At 70.1% G+C, this 15,921-nt stretch carries 15 protein-coding genes; 1 reads left to right on the top strand and 14 read right to left on the bottom strand.

Features of this window, described 5'->3' with window-relative positions; genetic code table 11:
- Nucleotides 1–2: 2 nt before the first annotated feature.
- Genes RM788_RS04310 through RM788_RS04360 form a run of 11 tightly spaced genes read right to left on the bottom strand, consistent with a single transcriptional unit; the run spans nt 3 to nt 11,438 of the window.
- Nucleotides 3–638, bottom strand: a complete 636-nt coding sequence (locus tag RM788_RS04310) for a thioesterase II family protein (protein ID WP_315930190.1) — start codon at nt 636–638, stop codon at nt 3–5.
- Entirely contained in the window at nt 635–1,891 is a 1,257-nt protein-coding gene (locus RM788_RS04315; RefSeq protein WP_315930191.1) for an APC family permease, read from the bottom strand. Before RM788_RS04315 ends, RM788_RS04310 begins: the two co-directional genes overlap by 4 nt.
- Nucleotides 1,888–2,562 (bottom strand): alpha/beta fold hydrolase, encoded by a 675-nt coding sequence (locus RM788_RS04320; RefSeq protein ID WP_315930193.1) that lies wholly within the window; start codon nt 2,560–2,562, stop codon nt 1,888–1,890. Before RM788_RS04320 ends, RM788_RS04315 begins: the two co-directional genes overlap by 4 nt.
- Nucleotides 2,559–3,791 carry a cytochrome P450 gene (locus RM788_RS04325; RefSeq protein WP_315930195.1) on the bottom strand — a complete coding sequence of 411 codons (1,233 nt, stop codon included), beginning with the start codon at nt 3,789–3,791 and terminating at the stop codon, nt 2,559–2,561. Before RM788_RS04325 ends, RM788_RS04320 begins: the two co-directional genes overlap by 4 nt.
- Nucleotides 3,778–4,011 carry an acyl carrier protein gene (locus RM788_RS04330; protein WP_315930196.1) on the bottom strand — a complete coding sequence of 78 codons (234 nt, stop codon included), beginning with the start codon at nt 4,009–4,011 and terminating at the stop codon, nt 3,778–3,780. Before RM788_RS04330 ends, RM788_RS04325 begins: the two co-directional genes overlap by 14 nt.
- 5 nt (nt 4,012–4,016) lie before the next feature.
- Nucleotides 4,017–5,378 (bottom strand): AMP-binding protein, encoded by a 1,362-nt coding sequence (locus RM788_RS04335; RefSeq protein ID WP_315930198.1) that lies wholly within the window; start codon nt 5,376–5,378, stop codon nt 4,017–4,019.
- Complete coding sequence (asnB, locus tag RM788_RS04340; protein ID WP_315934975.1) at nt 5,375–7,132, bottom strand: asparagine synthase (glutamine-hydrolyzing); 1,758 nt, start codon at nt 7,130–7,132, stop codon at nt 5,375–5,377. The genes RM788_RS04335 and asnB overlap by 4 nt, the downstream gene beginning before the upstream one ends.
- Before the next feature lie 5 nt (nt 7,133–7,137).
- Nucleotides 7,138–8,751, bottom strand: a complete 1,614-nt coding sequence (locus tag RM788_RS04345) for a non-ribosomal peptide synthetase (protein ID WP_315930200.1) — start codon at nt 8,749–8,751, stop codon at nt 7,138–7,140.
- Nucleotides 8,752–8,799: 48 nt separating this feature from the next.
- Entirely contained in the window at nt 8,800–9,573 is a 774-nt protein-coding gene (locus tag RM788_RS04350; RefSeq protein ID WP_315930201.1) for an SDR family oxidoreductase, read from the bottom strand.
- A complete protein-coding gene (locus RM788_RS04355; RefSeq protein WP_315930203.1) occupies nt 9,570–10,385 on the bottom strand; it encodes a fumarylacetoacetate hydrolase family protein in 816 nt (271 codons plus the stop codon). The genes RM788_RS04350 and RM788_RS04355 overlap by 4 nt, the downstream gene beginning before the upstream one ends.
- A 12-nt stretch (nt 10,386–10,397) precedes the next feature.
- Nucleotides 10,398–11,438, bottom strand: coding sequence for a hydroxymethylglutaryl-CoA lyase-like TIM-barrel protein (locus RM788_RS04360; RefSeq protein WP_315930205.1), 1,041 nt, complete (start codon nt 11,436–11,438; stop codon nt 10,398–10,400).
- A 503-nt stretch (nt 11,439–11,941) separates the two neighbouring features.
- Here RM788_RS04360 and RM788_RS04365 point away from each other — a divergent pair.
- A complete protein-coding gene (locus tag RM788_RS04365; protein WP_315920713.1) occupies nt 11,942–13,117 on the top strand; it encodes an ISAs1 family transposase in 1,176 nt (391 codons plus the stop codon).
- Between the two features lie 169 nt (nt 13,118–13,286).
- Here the strand turns inward: RM788_RS04365 and RM788_RS04370 are convergent, their stop codons facing one another.
- The 3 genes from RM788_RS04370 to RM788_RS04380 are packed head-to-tail and all read right to left on the bottom strand — an operon-like array spanning nt 13,287 to nt 15,726.
- Nucleotides 13,287–13,676 carry a DUF2255 family protein gene (locus RM788_RS04370; protein ID WP_315930206.1) on the bottom strand — a complete coding sequence of 130 codons (390 nt, stop codon included), beginning with the start codon at nt 13,674–13,676 and terminating at the stop codon, nt 13,287–13,289.
- A gap of 20 nt (nt 13,677–13,696) precedes the next feature.
- The gene (locus RM788_RS04375) at nt 13,697–14,668 is read right to left on the bottom strand and encodes an aldo/keto reductase (protein ID WP_315930207.1); all 972 of its coding nucleotides are present in this window, start codon (nt 14,666–14,668) and stop codon (nt 13,697–13,699) included.
- 17 nt (nt 14,669–14,685) lie between these two features.
- A complete protein-coding gene (locus RM788_RS04380) occupies nt 14,686–15,726 on the bottom strand; it encodes a zinc-binding dehydrogenase (RefSeq protein WP_315930208.1) in 1,041 nt (346 codons plus the stop codon).
- Nucleotides 15,727–15,921 lie beyond the last annotated feature (195 nt).

The following is a 15,921-nucleotide window of genomic DNA, read 5'->3' on the forward strand; positions in this document are numbered from 1 at the left end:
TTCTACTCGGGAACCTCGCGGGCAGCCGCCTCAGGCCCGAACGGAGACGCGAGCCACGACGCCAGTTCGTCGCCGGTGAGGAAGTCCGAGTGGCCGCCGGGGAAGACGTGTTCCGTGAACGGGCCGCTCGTGCGACTCCCCCAGGCGCGAATGCCCTCGTCCGACGTCAGCGGGTCCTGGTCGCCGCGGACCGCGAAGATCGGGCATCGCACAGGTTCGACCGCCGCCGGGTCGAAGCCGGTGAGCAGGCGCAGGTCCTCCATCGCGGTCTCGGCGATGATCTCCCGCCATTCGTCCGACGGGGCGTCGGCCAGTGCCCGCGGGTCGACGGCGTCGAGGTACGTCGCCGTGTCCGAGGGTGTGGTGGTGGCCTGCTCCGGCACGTGGACGCGCGCGTTCGCACCGGAGACGACCAGCGCCGTGACCTCGTCACCGAGCGCCGAGGCCACCGCGAAGGCGACGTAGGCGCCGAAGCTGTGTCCGAAGAGGACGGTGTCCGCCTGCTTGGCGCAGGACCGCACGAGGTCGTCGAACGACGACGTCGGGTCCGTCCCGTAGCGCCCCGGGTACTTGACGGTTCGGGCCCGTGGCGGCGAGGCACCCCCGAACGAGCCCGCGCCGGGGAAGAACGCGATCATCGGCGGCTCACCTGCCTACGGCGGTCGAACAGGGTGGTGCCGATCAGCACGACCGCGAAAAGCGCCCAGCACAGCCACATGGGCGGCCCCGCGAGCAGCGTCACGGCCACGACCGTCACCCCGCACAACACGCTGACCACGCGTGCCCTGGCGCCGTCGGCCAGTTTCGCGAACGCGGCGGCGCCCACGCCGTAGAGCACGAAGTACACCCCGCCCGACACCACGAACAGCGCCTCGAACGGCACGAGCCCGAGCGCGCCGAGCACCGCGATGACGGTCAGCACCAACCCGACGGCGACGACGGAGGTCACCGGGTTCGCGTCGCGTTCCCGCACGCGACTCAGCGACGCGGGCAGGTACCCGCTGCGGGCCATGCCGAACACCAGGCGGGACAGGGCGAGCACCGAGGCGCACACGTTCGCGGTGATCGTGGCGACGACCAGCAGCAGCGTCACCGGGCGGCCGAGGTCGCCCAGCGCCCGTTCCGCGAGGATCAGCAGCGGGGCGGAGTCCAGCGTCGGGTCGTCGGAATCCACCACGGCGAACAAACCCAGCAGCAGCAACGCGTACAGCGCCACCACGACCAGGTAGGAGGCGGCGAAGATGCGCGGGATCGCGTCCGAGCTCTTGTGCTCCTCGAACGTGAAGGCCACCGTCTCCCAGCCGGTGAACGCGACGTACACGGCGGTGAGCGTGGTTCCGAGCGCGGAGAAGCCCGGCAGGCTCGTGCTCGGGACGGCCGGGCCGTGCGAGCCGATCGCGATCACCGCGGTGCAGACCACCAATGCGAACAACCCCAGCAGCAGCGTGACCTGGAGCTTGCCGGAGACGTTCGCGCCGAGGCACGCCACGACGGTTCCGGCCGCGAGCACGACCACGGGGAACGCCCAGGCCAGCGCCGGGGCGCCGGAGAACTCCGCGAGGTAGCGGCCGCCGGTGATCGCGGTCGCCGGGATTCCGGTGACCAGCGCGAACGTGGCGAGCATCCCGGAGGTGCGGCCGGTGGCCGGGCCGAGCGCGACCTCGGAGTAGTGGGCGACGCCGGAGGCCGCGGGGTACCGCCTGCCGAGCCAGGCGTAGCAGTACAGCAGCGGCACGACCGACAGCGCGGCGATCGCCCACGGCATCCAGGCCGACCGGCCGAGCTGGTGGTAGCTCGTACCGGGCAGGATCATCATGCCGCTGCCCAGAATGGTGGACAGCGCCACGAAGGTGCCGACGACACCGCCCATCGATTTGCGCAGCTCGCTCACCCGATGTCCCCCAGTGACGCGACCACCGAGTCCACCGCGGCGTGCAGCACCTCCGGCGGGGTTCCGTCGAGCATGTGACTCCCCTCGGCCTCGACCAGGACGAACTCGGTTGTTACCCGACCCCGCCAGCGGGCACACCTCTCCATTCCGATGAAGAAGTCGCCACGGGTCGTGACCACGTGCAACCGGTCGACATCCGCGGTGGAATTCACCCATTCGGCGAGTCGATCGGCGACTTCGGCGTCGGTTCGGACACCGGCCGCCACCTCGGCCAGCAATTCCGGGTCGGCGAGCACTTCCGGGGGAAATCCGTCGCCTGCGAGGACGTCCGCGATTTCGGTGTCCGAGGACCGCGACATCGTCGGGATCCGGCCCGTGGAGTCCGGGCACGGCGTGTTGAGCAGCAGCACCCCGACCGGCACGCCCAACGCGGGTCCGAGTTCGCCGGACAACCGGAGCGCGGACAGGCCGCCCATGCTGTGCCCGACCAGCACGACGTGCCGGGCGGAGACCTCGGCCGCCGTGCGCACGATCTCCTTGGTGGTGTCGTGCTCCCACCGGCCCGACGACAGGTCGTCGACGCTCGACGCGTTCGCGCAGGCGACGTGGTCCCGGCCCGTCAGCCAGCGGAACCCTCGACCCGCGCCCGCGGCGGGGAAGGAGGCGATCACGCGCCCGCGTCCCCAGCCTTGACGACCTCCACCTCCAGTTCGGTGAGGCCGAGCATGAAGTTCGACCGCAACCGCTGCGGCGGCGCGACCACGGTGAACGCCTTGTCCCACGCGGCCAGTTCCTCGACGAACATCTGGATCTCCAGCGTCGCCACGGGCGCGCCGATGCAGCGGTGCACGCCCGCGCCGAACGCGATCTGCTTGTTGTCGGCGCGGTCGACCAGGAACTTGTCGGGCCGGTCGAAGACGGCCGCGTCCCGGTTGGCCGACATGTTCCACAGCGTCACGAAGCTGCCCTCGGGGATGACCTCGTCGCCGACCCGGAAATCCCGCACCGCCAGCCGCTGCACGTAGCTGTTGGTGGAGGTCCACCGCAGGAACTCCGCCGTGGCGACGTCGACGGGGACCTCGCCGTCGACCACCTTCGCCCACTGGGCGGGTTCGCGGTGGATGGTGTCCACGGTCAGGCTGGCGGTGTGCGGGGTGGTCTCGTTGCCGCCCACGGCGACGTTCAGCCCGTTCAGCAGCGCCACGTCGCGCGTCATCCCACCGGACGCGACGAGCTGCGCGAGCATCCCGATCAGGTCGTCGTCCTCACCGGAGGCGATGCGCCGCTCCAGCAGGTCGTCCATGAAGTCGAGCACCTCGAGCTGCGCGTCGACCAAGGCGTCCAACGGCTGGACACCGGTGTAGGCCTGGTCGCGGTAGCCGATCATGGTCCTGGTGGCCTCGAGGAGCGAGGCGGCGTCCGCGGGACCGATGCCGAACAGGATCTCCAGCACGCCCTTGGGCAACCCCGGCGCGATGTCGCGGGTGAAGTCGATCCGGTCGCCGACCGACAGCCCGGCGAACGACTCGCGGATGTTCCGGCGGACCGCCTCGCCGATCCTGGCGACCATGTCGCGGTTGAACCCGCCGGTCTTGATGGGCTTCTTGATGGCGCCGTGCGCGGGCTCGTCCGCGACGATCAGCATGCGGCCCGACGCGGAGTCCCTCTCCGCGCGGTACGAGCCGTCGACCATGGTGCCGTAGGACGAGCTGAGGCTCTCGTGGTCGATGTAGGCGGCTCGCACGTCGTCGTACCGCGTCAGCGCGTGGAACTCGTACCCGTCCGCGCGGCGGTGGACCGACACGGGGTTGTTCTCCCGCAGCCCGGCCAGGTACGCCCACGGGTCGCCGTCGGCGAAGAAGTCGGACGAGTAGAGCGGGCTGTCCTCAACGACCAGCATCGTCGGCTCCGATCAGGTTGGCGATCCCCGCGGGCGTGCGGCCGCCGAAGAAGACGTGTCCGGGCACCTTGACGCCGGTCCACTCCTTCAGCAGCGCGCGGCACCGCAGGACGGCCAACGAGTCGAACCCGGCGGCGAAGATGTCGGTGTCCTCCGCGACCTCCTTGTCCGATATCTCGCGCACGCAGTCGATGATCGTGGTGGTGGTGATCTCGTTCATTCGCCTCACACTCCCGTTTCGCGCAGGTGGTGGTCCAGCAGGGCGGCGGTGTCGACCTTCCCGCCGGGTTTGACCGGGAACCGGTCCACGAGCTCGACGGCGATCGCGGTCGAGGAGATCCGGACCACCGACTCGACGCGGGCGCGGAACCCGTCGTCCTGCGGCGTGCCGGGTTCGACCGCCGCGAACGCGACCGTGCGTCCTTCGTGCTGGGCGACGCGGCAGGCCGACACGCCGGCCACCCCGGTCACCTCGTGCTCCAGCACCGCGGCGTCGACCCGCTTGCCGTTGACCTTGATGCGGCTGTCCATCCGGCCGGCGAACACCAGGTTGCCCTCGGCGTCCTCCTGCACGACGTCGCCCGTGCGGTACCGGTTGTCGAACCGGGTCGTGAGTTCGCCGCCCTCCAGGTAGCCCAGGCACACGAACGGGCCCTCGACGACGAGTTCGCGGGAGCCGTCGAGGTCGCGCGACCGGTGCGCGAGCCCGTCCAGCGGCCTGCCGATGGGGATGGTGTCGCCCGTGAAGTCCTCGGGCAGCACGTACTTGTGGGTGGCGAACGTGGCCTCGGTCGGCCCGTAGAGGTTGACGAACCGGTTCGTCAGGCCCGCCTCCCGCGCCCGCCGGTAGGTGGAGAGATGGAACTGCTCGCCGCCGCTGAACACCCACGGGATGCCCGCGATCGCCTCGGGCAGCACGTCCAGCAGCGCGGCGATCACGGCGGCGGGCAGCAGCACCCGGTCGACGCGGTGCCGCTCGACGAGGTCCGACCACTCGAACACGTCCTCGTTGACGTTCGGCAGGCACACGACCTTGCCGCCCGCCGCGACCGCGACCCAGGTGTCGAACCACCAGCCGTCGAACGCGGGCGTGGCGAAGCTGCCGGAGGTCAGCCGGTGGTCGACCGGCACGTCGAGGTCGCCGCAGTTGACCAGGGCCATCAGGTTGTCCCTGGTCACCGCGACGGCCTTGCGGCTGCCGGTGCTGCCGGAGGTGAAGTTGACGGCCACCACGCCGTCCGGGACCCTGGTCCCGGACACGCCCTCGACCACCGTGGTCCCGCCGTAGACGGACATGGACAGGTTGGGGCGGACGCGGTCGATCTCGTCCGGCCCGAGGGTGCCGTCGTCCATGACGGCGGCCCACCCGGCGCGCCATGCGCCGAGCTGGCCCGCGAAGTGGCCCAGCTTGGTGCCGGACCGGATCAGCACGACCCGTGCCGAACCGCGGGCGCTCAGCGCCCGTTCGATCGAGGTGGCGAGGTCGTCGACCTCCTGCCAGCTGTGCTCGGTGCCCTCCTCCACCCACAGCACGTCCGGTGACCGCCACCGTTCGCCGTGGACGAGGTCCTGCCAGGTCTTGTTCATAGCCGCAGTCCCAGTTCGTCGATGATCATGCTGGTGCTGATCAGGCTCACCCGCGGGTCCCACTTGCCGGGCGTGCCCCCGATGTCGAGCGCGTCCGGTCGGAAGACGCCGCTGGCGGCGACGAGGTCCCGCCACCGCGCCCACACGCGGTCGTCCTCGACCGAGGAGAGCCCGTGCGCGGTGAAGCCCTGCTTGGCGCGCCGCAGCACCGATTCCGGCACGATGCCCGCGTAGGCGGCCTTGAGGCAGGCCTTGCCCTCGAAGTCGGCCATCTTCTCGTCGTCGGCGACCCGTGAGGCCAGCTCCACCATCGAGTTCCCGAGGAACGGGTAGCGGCCCTCCACGGAGTTCGCCATCAGCATCGCGTCGCCGTGGTCTCCCAGCAGGTGACCGCCCAGCTGCACGTACACGTCCGCGATCGACCGCAGCTGCATCGGCGTGAGCCCGTCGGTCTCGTGGTCGTCGAAGGGGATCAGCCGGTCGCGCCAGAACTCCTTGCCGGACAGCGATTCCAACGCCGACGGTGTGAGGCCGGCCCGTCGGTGGTCCACCGCGGACCAGTCGACCTCCCAGTCGAAGTCCGCGCGTCCCCAGGCCCGTTCGTTCTCGGCGCGGCTCTGGCGCCGCCCGGAGGACACGCCGTCGAAGGCGTAGGAGTCGTAGCCGAAGAACAGCTCGTCCGCGCCCTCACCGGAGATCACGCCCTTGAGCCCGGCCAGGCCGACCTCGCGGGAGAGCATGAGCGCCGCCACGTTGTAGGTCTCGCGCTGCGGGAAGCAGCAGTGCCGCACCATGTCCTCGAACTCGGCGGCGATGTCGGCCGGGCCGCACCGGATCTCCCGGTGCTCGCCTCCCGCCGCCTCGGCCACCTCGCGCTGGAACCGGCTCTCGTCCAGGGCGTTGTCCCCGAAGGCCACGGAGAACGTCCTCGGCGGCTTGTCCAGCAACCGGGCCGATTCCACGACGAGCGTGGAGGAGTCGAAGCCCCCGCTCAGGTAGGCGCCGATCTCGACGTCCGCTCGCAGCCGGTCGCGCACGGACCGGCTCAGGCTCTCGCGGATCTCCTCGCCCGTCACGGGTCCGGTGGCGTCGAAGTCGCCGTAACGCCAGTAGCGCGTGGTCTCCACGCCTTCCGCGCCGAACCGGACGACGCAGCCCGGTGGCACGGTGCGCACGTCGCGCACCAGCGTGCGGGGCGAGACGATGTTGCCGAGTTGCAGGTACTGGTCGAGGGCGGTCGCGTCCAGCCGCCACGGGTTCGGCACCGACCGCAGGAGCGGCTTGAGCTCGGAGCAGAAGTGCACCTGGTCGCCGAGCACCGCGTGGTACATCGGGCAGATGCCGAACCGGTCGCGCCCCAGGTACAGGTGGTCCCGCTCGCGGTCGAGGACGGCGGTGGCGAACTGCCCGTCGATCATCGCCAGGCCCGCGATCCCGTGCCGGGCGAGGAGTTCCGGGACGACCGCGACGTCCACCCGGTTGGCCGGGTCCTCGCCGAGCCCCCGCCAGAGTTCGCGGGCGTTGTAGACCTCGCCGTTGGTGAGCGCGACGAATCGCCCGGCGCGGTCCTCGGCGGGCTGCCAGCCGTCGGCCAGCCCGGTCATGCCGAGTCGGCCGAGTTTCGCCGACAGGGCGGGCGTGCTCAACGAGTACGTCTCGTCGGGCCCGCGGTGCAGCAGCCGGGCGTGCATGGCCGCGGCGATGGTGCGGTCGGGACCGCCGTTCCACGCGAAGGTTCCGCACAGACCACACATCGGCGTCACCCGCTCCGCTCGTGCAGTTGCTTCGCCAGGGTGCGCAGATCCGGCGCGCGCAGCACGTCGCGCACACCGGCGTCACCCCAGCCGAACTCCCGCATCCGACCGACAAGAGCCAGCGCCGACGCCGAGTCGCCGCCGATGTCGAAGAAGTTGTCGTCCAGACCCGCGTCCCGGACCCCGGTGAGGCCGCGCACGACGTCGAGCACCCGCTCGTCCGGCGAGGACGCGCCTCCTGGGTGCGTCTGCCTGCTCTGCTGGAGCGCGTCGCGATCGACCTTCCCGTTGGGCGTGTAGGGGAACGCCGCCACGCGGTCGAGCACCGAGGGGATCTTGTACGGGTCGAGCACCTGCTCCAGGTGCCGCCGCAGTTCCCGCGGGTCGGCGTCGCCCTGGTAGTAGCAGACGAGGGCGTCCTGGTCGGCGCCGCGGGAACCGTCGTGGGACTCGACCGTCACGACGGCCTCCGTCACGGAGTCGGCCGCGCACACGGCGTTCTCGATCTCACCGGGGTCCAGCCGGTAGCCGCGGACCTTCACCTGCCGGTCGAGCCGTTCGACGAAGTGCAGTCCACCGTCGCGCAGCTCGGCGATGTCGCCGGTGCGGTACTCACCGTCGAACGGCAGCACGCCCTCGTCGGTCAGGTAGCCGATGCCGACGCTGTCACCGGTGATGACGATCTCGCCGTCGCGCAGGTGGTAGTCGCAGGCGCCGACGACCTCGCCGAGCGGCACCCCGGCACCGCACTCCTCGGCGCGCAGCGGTCCGCTGAGGAAGTTGCAGACGGTGGTTTCCGTCGTGCCGTAGGCGTTGTGGAAGTCGGCCGCGGCCGACCACTTGGCGACCACCGCCGGACGGCACGCGCCGCCGCCGTTGACGACGTGCTCCAGCCGCATCGCGTCGGTGGGGTCGGTGGCGGTGAGCGCGAACGGCGTGGTCTTGAGGTGCGTGACGCGGTGGCGTTCCAACGTGTCCCGCAGTTCGGCGCCGGGCGCGAGGCGCGCCTCGTCGAGCACCACCAGGCAACCGCCCGCGGTGAGGGTCCACAGGATCTCGGTGACGCACCCGTCGAAGGTCAACCGGGCGAACTGGAGCGTGCGCGATCCCGGTCCCACGGCGAGCCGCCGCACGTGGTCGTCGATCACCGCGGCGAGCGGGGTGGCGCGGATGAGCACGCACTTCGGTTCGCCGGTGGAGCCGGAGGTGTGGATCGCGTAGCAGACGTCGCCCTCGATCGCGGGGGCCTGGGCGTCACCGCCGCGCCACCGCTCCGGGATGTCGGTGAGCGCGCCGTCCGCGCCCGCCATGAGCTGGAGACCCAGCAAGCGGGTCTTGCGCGCGTTCGAGGTGTCGCTGTCGCGGTGGTCGAGGAACACGAAGGGGCGCTTGGCCTTCAGCGCGGCGAGCAGGGCGGTGATCGCTTCGAGTCCCCGTGTCGCGTCGATGCCGACGAACTCACCGGGTGCGCAGCGGGTGCCCAGCTCGTCGGCCAGTTCGTCGGTGAGCTTGCCGAAATCGCGGTAGTCGACGGCCCGGTCCGCGGTCTGGATGGCGGTTCCGTCCGGGTTGTCCCGCACGGTTTGGTCGAATCGGTCGATGATCGATGGAAAATCCACGTCGGTGTTCTCCCTGTGGTCGTGCTCCCGTGGTTGCGGGCGGAGCCGTCAGGCGGGCGCGGGGTACCCGCCGTCGCAGCGGATGCCGGTGCCGGTGATGTAGGCCGCCCGGTCGCTCGCGAGGAACGCGACCAGCTCGCCGATGTCCTGCGGCGTGCCGTAGCGGCCGAGCGGGATGGTTCGCAGCGTGTCCCCGCGCACCTGCTCCGGGGTCGTGCCCCGGCGTTCGGCGGTGGCGGCCTCGACCGCGCGCAGCCGTTCGGTGTCGATCTTCCCCGGCAGCACGTGGTTGACCGTGATGCCGTGCGGCGCGGCGCTTTCGGCGAGCAGTTCCAGGTACGACCGCACCGCCGAACGGGCGATGGTCGATCCGGCCAGCCCGCTGATCGGCGCCCGCAGGGAACTGGAGGTGATCGCGATCAGCCTGCCCCAGCCCGCGTCCTTCATAGCGGGCAGCACGGCTTCGGCGGTGCTCTGGAAGGGCAGCAGCATCAGCCGCACGGCGTCCTGGAGCAGCGCTGCGGACAACTCGTCCACCCGGCCGGGGCCGAAGCCCGGCGAGTTGAGCAGGACGACGTCGTAGGGGCCGGTGGCCGCGACGCGCGCCCCGACCTCGGCGGGATCGCCGAAGTCGCAGGCGAACGACCCGTGGCCACCGCCCGGCAGGCCCTCGGCGGCCTCGGCCGCGCGGCGCGCGTCACGTCCGGAGATGGTGACCGTGCTGCCGCGGCGCGCGAGGCACTGCGCGACGCCGAGTCCGATCCCCCGCGTCCCGCATAGCACGAGCGACCGCTTGCCCGCCAGGCCGTCCACGTCCGTCACCGCACGGGGTGGGTCAAGGTGCCCACGTGCTCGACGACCGCGCGCACCGTGTCCCCCGGTTCGATCGGGACCGCGCCAGGAGTTCCGGTGCAGATGACCGTGCCCGGTTCGAGCGTGCGGCCCGCCGTGAAGTACTCGACGAGGAAGCCGAGGTCGTACTTCATGTCCGCCGGTGTGGCGGAGGCGATCTCCTCGTCGTTGCGCACGGTGGTGATGCGCACCGAGTCCAGCGACTCGAACTCGTCCATGGTCACCACGACCGGGCCGATGCTGCAGAACGTGTCGAACCCCTTCGCCCACGGGATGTAGCGCGGGTTCTCCCTGATCACGTCCTCGGCGGTCATGTCGAGCACCGCGGTGACGCCCGCGACGACCTCGCGCCAGCCGTCGCGCGGCACGTTCTTGCACCTCCGGCCGATCACCAGACCGAGTTCGGCCTCCGCGGTGACCCTGGCCGACTGCGCGGGCAGTTCGATGGCGCCGCCGTTGTCGATCAGGCAGTTCGCGGGACGCAGGTAGGAGCCGGGACCGGAGCCTGGTTGCTCGGCCCCCAGATCGGCGGAGTGCCGCCGGTAGTTGAGCCCGGCGCCCCAGATGTCGGCTTCGCGGTCGGCGATGGTGGCGGCGTGGTCGAGGTCGACGCTCACCACGTCGAGCGTGTCGGCCTGGCGGCGCACCTGGTCCGCCAGCCGGTCGTCCAAGTCGGCGATCCGCGTGACCTGCTCGTAGCCCTTGATCTGCCGCAGGTCGAACCACTTCTCATCGACTCCGACGAGAACGCGGTTTCCGGGCCGTGTCCTGGTCAGCCTCATTCTTCTCCCCGATCAGTTGGACATCTGGCGCGGCTCGGCCTCGTCGGCGAGACGGGCCGCGGCGGCGTGGAAATCCGCTTTGCGCGGACTTTGGTCGGCGACGCCGACGGCCGTCTCCATCACACTCGCCGGATCGGAATGACATTTCTCGGCGAGTTCCTCGACGAGGGGGAAGAACCCCGAGTGGATTCCGATGACGCCACCGAGGACCTGCATTTTCCGGTCTTCGAGGATGACGTCCATGTTGACTCGGCAGAATTCCGCGAGATCCGCGAGTTCCTGGTAGTCGAACCGGTCGCTGTCCATGATCTTGATGACTCCGGCCAGCGATTCCAGGGCGGCGTTGCCCGATCCCCTGCCGATGCCGTTCAGCGTGCCGTCGAGGATCTTCGCGCCCGCCTCGAACGCGGTGATGGTGTTGATGTTCGCCATGCCCAGGTTGTCGTGGCCGTGGAACCCGACGACCGGGTGGCGCTCCGCCACCGCGGTCACGTACTCGTGCACGGTCTCCGGCAGCATCGCGCCGTACGAGTCGACCACGTACACACCCGCGATGTCCGGGCTGACGCCCTCCAGCGCCCTCAGGAACTCCTCGACCGGAGTGGCGCTCGACTTCATCAGGTTCAGGTACACCTGCCCACAGGTGTCGACCGCGCGCTGGATGTACTCCAGGTGGTCCTGCACGCGGTCCGGCTCCATGCCGACCCGCACGAACGAGAGCCCGCGCTCGCACATCTCCGCGATGGTCTCGATCCTGGTGAACTCCGGCTGGGCGAACATGCCCCACGGCTTCTTCGTGAGCGCGGCCCCGGCCATCGCGCACCACTCGGAGTGGTGGATGTTGCCCGCCCTGATCCCCGACCGTTCCGCTTCGAGCCCGAGACCGTGTCCCACCTCGACCTTCGAGACCGGCGTCTCGTTCAGCCGGGTCAGGAGGGTCCAGACGAACTCCTCGTCGAACTGGAAGTCGACGGCGTAGGCGCCGTCGCGCAATGTGCAATCCAGCAGTTCAATCCCCGAAATATCCGGTAATCCTGTTGCCGCCATGGGCATGTTTGCACGTCCCCTTGTTTCGATGGACTTTTTGCAAGCTGATAGCGATGCCGAATAAATGGGATACCGCACACCGAGACAGGCACCTTCCCCCATCGCATCCGGCTGTCGCTCGGCTACGAATCGGGGTTATCCACGACTGAGTGATCCGCAAACTGCGAGGTGTGCGCTCCACCCGGATGGCGCAACATTGTTCTGGCCGGGATACGCGGCGGCACGACGACATCGCAGCTCATGGGGCGCATTGGATGGTCGCATGGAATTGCGGACCTCGTATTCTGTTCGAAACAGAATACGAGGTCCGCTTCCCGATCACGCCCGTCGGTGGCGGCACCGGGCTCCTGAGGACCCAGGGCTGAGGCAAAGTCGACTACCAGTGGCTTGACCTGCTGATTCGGGTTGCGACACACCGAAGATCGGGTAGTCCGGAGCAGGCACGACAGGACCGTCGATCATGAAGGTTCCTACGCCATCGTGATCTTCGGAGCTCCGCCGTGCCTGCCGTGTCATCGTCTCCCATCACTGTCCTGTCACGCCAGTTGGCCCCGCTGGGCGAGGTGGCGCCGCAGGCGCGGACCGGGTTGCTCGAGGTGTTGGAGTCGGTGCCGGATCCACGCAGGAAACGGGGTGTGCGGTATCGGTTCGCGGCGATCCTGTTCGTGTCGGTGTGCGCGGTGGTCTCCGGTGCGCGGTCGTTCGCCGCGATCGCCGAATGGGCCGCGGACGCGGCCGAGGACACGCTGAGCGGAATGGGGATCGGCGCACCGAACGCGTCCACGATCCGGCGGGCGCTCTCGGCATTGACCGGTGACGGGTTCGACACCGCGATCGGCGTCTGGCTGTCCGGGCGTGTCAAGGCAGCGTGGATGGGGGCGCCGGGCAGGCGGCGGCGCCGCGCGATCGCGGTCGACGGTAAGGCGCTGCGGGGTTCCCGTCACGGCGAGCAGCGCGCGCGAATGGTGATGGCGTGCCTGGACCACGACAGCGGGGTCACGGTGGGCCAGGTCGAGATCGCGGAGAAAAGCAACGAGATCCCCATGTTCGCAGCACTTCTGGACACGATCGTCGATGTGACCGGTCTCGTCGTCACCGCCGACGCGTTGCACGCGCAACGCGGGCATGCCGAGTACCTGCACGGCCGTGGCGCGCACTACGTGATCACCGTGAAGGGCAACCAGAAGGCGTTGCGCGATCAGTTGGCGGGCCTGCCGTGGAAGGACGTGCCGATCGGGTACCGCGAGACCGACACCGGCCACGGCCGGGTAGTCACCCGCACCTACAAGGTCGTCACCGTCGCCGCCGGGATCCTGTTCCCGCACGCCGCCCAGGCCGTCCGGATAGTGCGGACCCGTAAACGCAAGGGCAGCACCAGGCGCGCGAGCCGCGAGACGGTGTACGCGGTGACATCCCTGACCGCCGCGCAGGCCCAGCCCGCCGAGTTGGCCCGCTACATCCGCGGGCACTGGCACGTGGAGAACAAGCTGCACTGGGTCCGCGACGTGACGATGGGCGAAGATGCCTCTCGGGCACGCACCGGCGGCGGGCCCAGGATGATGGCCAGCCTGCGCAATCTCGCCATCAGCCTGCTACGCCTGACCGGCCACACCAACATCGCCAAAGCCGTACGTCATATGGGAAGAAGGCCCGAACGAGCCATCAAGTTGATCTCAGCCAGCTGAAACACGACTTTGCCTCAGCCCTGCCTGAGGACCGGTCCCGCTGGGGCCCGCCGTGTCACGTACCGCGGGCCCCAACCATGAACGATCTCCGCGTCGTCAGCCCACCTGCACCTGATAGCGGCCTGTGGCGATGGCGCCGCCGTTGATGAACAGGAGGATCTCCACGGTGTCATCCCCTCGTGGTGCCGGCTGGCACGAGCTTGATCGTCGCCTCGCGGGCGGTCGGGCTGGTGATGGCGTCGATGATCGACGCGGCGTAGCGGCGGTACTTGGCGCGGTAGGCGGCGTCCACCTGCTCGGCGGTCTCCGCGCCGACGTCGACGAGGGCTACGTCCCTGGTGGCGCCTCCGGCGTCGACGCGGCCCTCGTGGCTGGTGCGCGTGCCGCGGTACCAGTCGGAGGTGACGCCGTTGACCGAGCGGACGTAGAGGTCGCCGCCGACGCGCACCACCCAGATCGTCCTGGGCGTGCGCAGTGTCCCGTCGGTCCGCCGCGAGGCGATCTCCAGTTCCTCCGCCGACCCGATCCTCGTCAGTTCGTCCTCGGTCCACGTCGTCATGGCCGTTCCTCCGATGGTGTTCAGCGGTCGATCATCGCCATCTGGGCTTCGTTGTGGTGATCACCCGCGGGCGGGGTGAGCGCGTCCAGCGCGGCGATCTGCCCGGTGGTGAGTTCGACGGCGTCGGCGGCGGTGTTCTCCTCGACGCGGGCGACGCGCTTGGTACCGGGGATGGGGGCGATGTCGTCGCCCTTGGTCAGCAGCCAGGCGATGGCGACCTGCGCCGGGGTGGCGCCCGCCTCGTCCGCGATGGCCTTGACCTCGTCGGCGATGGCCAGGTTGCGGTGGAAGTTCTCGCCCGTGAACCTGGGGCTGGTCCTGCGCCAGTCGTCGTCGGCGAACTCCTCGGGTGAACGGATGGCGCCGGTGAGGAAGCCGTGGCCGAGCGGGGAGTACGGGACGAAGCCGATGCCCAGTTCGCGCAGCGCGGCCAGGACACCGCCCTCCGGATCGCGGGTCCACAGCGAGTACTCCGACTGCAACGCCGTGATCGGGTGCACGGCGTGGGCGCGGCGGATGGTGCTCACACCCGCTTCGGACAGCCCGAGGTGACGGACCTTGCCCTCGGCCACCAGTTCCGCCATGGCGCCGACGGTGTCCTCGATCGGCGTGCCGGGGTCGACGCGGTGCTGGTAGTAGAGGTCGATGTGGTCCGTGCCCAACCGCGTGAGCGAGCCCTCGACCGCGGCGCGGATGTTCACCGGGCCGCTGTCCAGGCCTGCGCGGCCGGTGTGGGAGATCATGCCGAACTTCGTGGCCAGCACGACCCGGTCCCGACGGCCCTTCAGCGCCCGGCCGACGAGTTCCTCGTTGGTGTAAGGCCCGTAGACCTCGGCGGTGTCGAGGAAGGTGACTCCGAGATCCAGGGCGCGGTGGATCGTGCGGATCGACTCGGCGTCGTCGGTGCCCGCGCCGGTGTAGCCGAAGGACATGCCCATCGCGCCCAGGCCGATGCGCGAGACCTCCAGGCTGCCCAGCTTGACGTGCTTCACGGTCGTGTCCTTCCCGCTCAGAACCGGATGAGGGTCTTCAGCGCTTCGCGGCGGTCCATGGCGCGGTAGCCGTCGGGGGTCTGCTCCAGGTCGATGGCCAGGTCGAAGACCTTGCCGGGGTCGACGGTGCCGTCCAGGACGGCGGGCAGCAGTTCGTCGATGTAGGCGCGCACCGGCGCGGGACCACCCGTCAAGGTGACGTTGTGCCCGAACAGGCTGCCGAAGCCGACCGGCGCCCGCTCGTACTGCGGGACGCCGACGCGACTGATGACGCCACCAGGGCGGACCGCGCCGACGGCCATCTCGTAGGCGGCCATGTGCCCGACCGCCTCCAGCACGGCGTGCGTGCCGTCACCGCCGGTCAACTCGCGGACCAGTTCGACGCCCTCGTCACCGCGCTCGGCGACCACGTCGGTGGCGCCGAACTCGCGGCCCAGGTCGGTGCGGTCCTTGTGCCGCCCCATGAGGATGATCCGCTCCGCGCCCAGCCGCTTGGCCGACAGGACGGCCAGCAGCCCGACCGCGCCGTCGCCGACCACCGTCACCGTCGTGCCCGCGGTCACCCGTGCCTGCTTGGCTGCGTGGTAGCCGGTGCCGTACACGTCGGCCAGCGTCAGCAGCGACGGCAGCAGCGCGGAGTCCTCCCCGACGCCGGGCACCGCGACCAGCGTGCCCTGGGCCTGCGGAACTCGGATGGCCTCGGCCTGCGCGCCACCGATGTCGCCCGACGCCCAGAACCCGCCGTGGCGGCAGGAGGTGTGCAGGCCCTCGCGGCAGAACTCGCAGGTGTTGTCCGAGTACGTGAACGGGGACACCACCAGGTCACCGCGCCTGAGCCCGGACACCTCCGAGCCCAGGTCCTCCACCACGCCGAGGAACTCGTGGCCCATCGGCGTGCCCTGCTCGGAGGCGGTCATGGAGTGGTAGGGGTGCAGGTCGCTGCCGCACACGCACGACCGCACGATCCGCACGATCGCGTCGGTGGACTCCCGCAGGACCGGGTCGGGGGTGTCCTCCACTCGCACGTCACCGGCTCCGTACATGAATGCTGCCCGCATGATGTCCTTCCATCGACCGCGTCGGAGGATCCGGATTCACCAGTCGTGCCGTTCAAGCCCACCTGCCACACCGCGGTGCTGAAGCGGTCGTCGCGGTCTTGTCGACATAACCCTGGCCGCTGTCCAGAAAACCCCGCGAGGCTTCGACACGGGAGGACCCGCTCTTCCGGGTAATGCCAGTACCCCCCAGGAAGG

The organism is Umezawaea sp. Da 62-37 (genome assembly GCF_032460545.1).
Lineage (GTDB): Bacteria > Actinomycetota > Actinomycetes > Mycobacteriales > Pseudonocardiaceae > Umezawaea.

Bases quoted from the DNA above. Each gene is read 5' to 3' on its own strand.
- RM788_RS04370 (WP_315930206.1), bottom strand. From the start codon at position 13,676: ATGACGACGTGGACCGAGGACGAACTGACGAGGATCGGGTCGGCGGAG.
- RM788_RS04360 (WP_315930205.1), bottom strand. From the start codon at position 11,438: ATGCCCATGGCGGCAACAGGATTACCGGATATTTCGGGGATTGAACTG.
- RM788_RS04310 (WP_315930190.1), bottom strand. From the start codon at position 638: ATGATCGCGTTCTTCCCCGGCGCGGGCTCGTTCGGGGGTGCCTCGCCG.
- RM788_RS04335 (WP_315930198.1), bottom strand. From the start codon at position 5,378: ATGAACAAGACCTGGCAGGACCTCGTCCACGGCGAACGGTGGCGGTCA.
- RM788_RS04325 (WP_315930195.1), bottom strand. From the start codon at position 3,791: ATGCTGGTCGTTGAGGACAGCCCGCTCTACTCGTCCGACTTCTTCGCC.
- RM788_RS04355 (WP_315930203.1), bottom strand. From the start codon at position 10,385: ATGAGGCTGACCAGGACACGGCCCGGAAACCGCGTTCTCGTCGGAGTC.
- RM788_RS04330 (WP_315930196.1), bottom strand. From the start codon at position 4,011: ATGAACGAGATCACCACCACCACGATCATCGACTGCGTGCGCGAGATA.
- asnB (WP_315934975.1), bottom strand. From the start codon at position 7,132: ATGTGTGGTCTGTGCGGAACCTTCGCGTGGAACGGCGGTCCCGACCGC.
- RM788_RS04380 (WP_315930208.1), bottom strand. From the start codon at position 15,726: ATGCGGGCAGCATTCATGTACGGAGCCGGTGACGTGCGAGTGGAGGAC.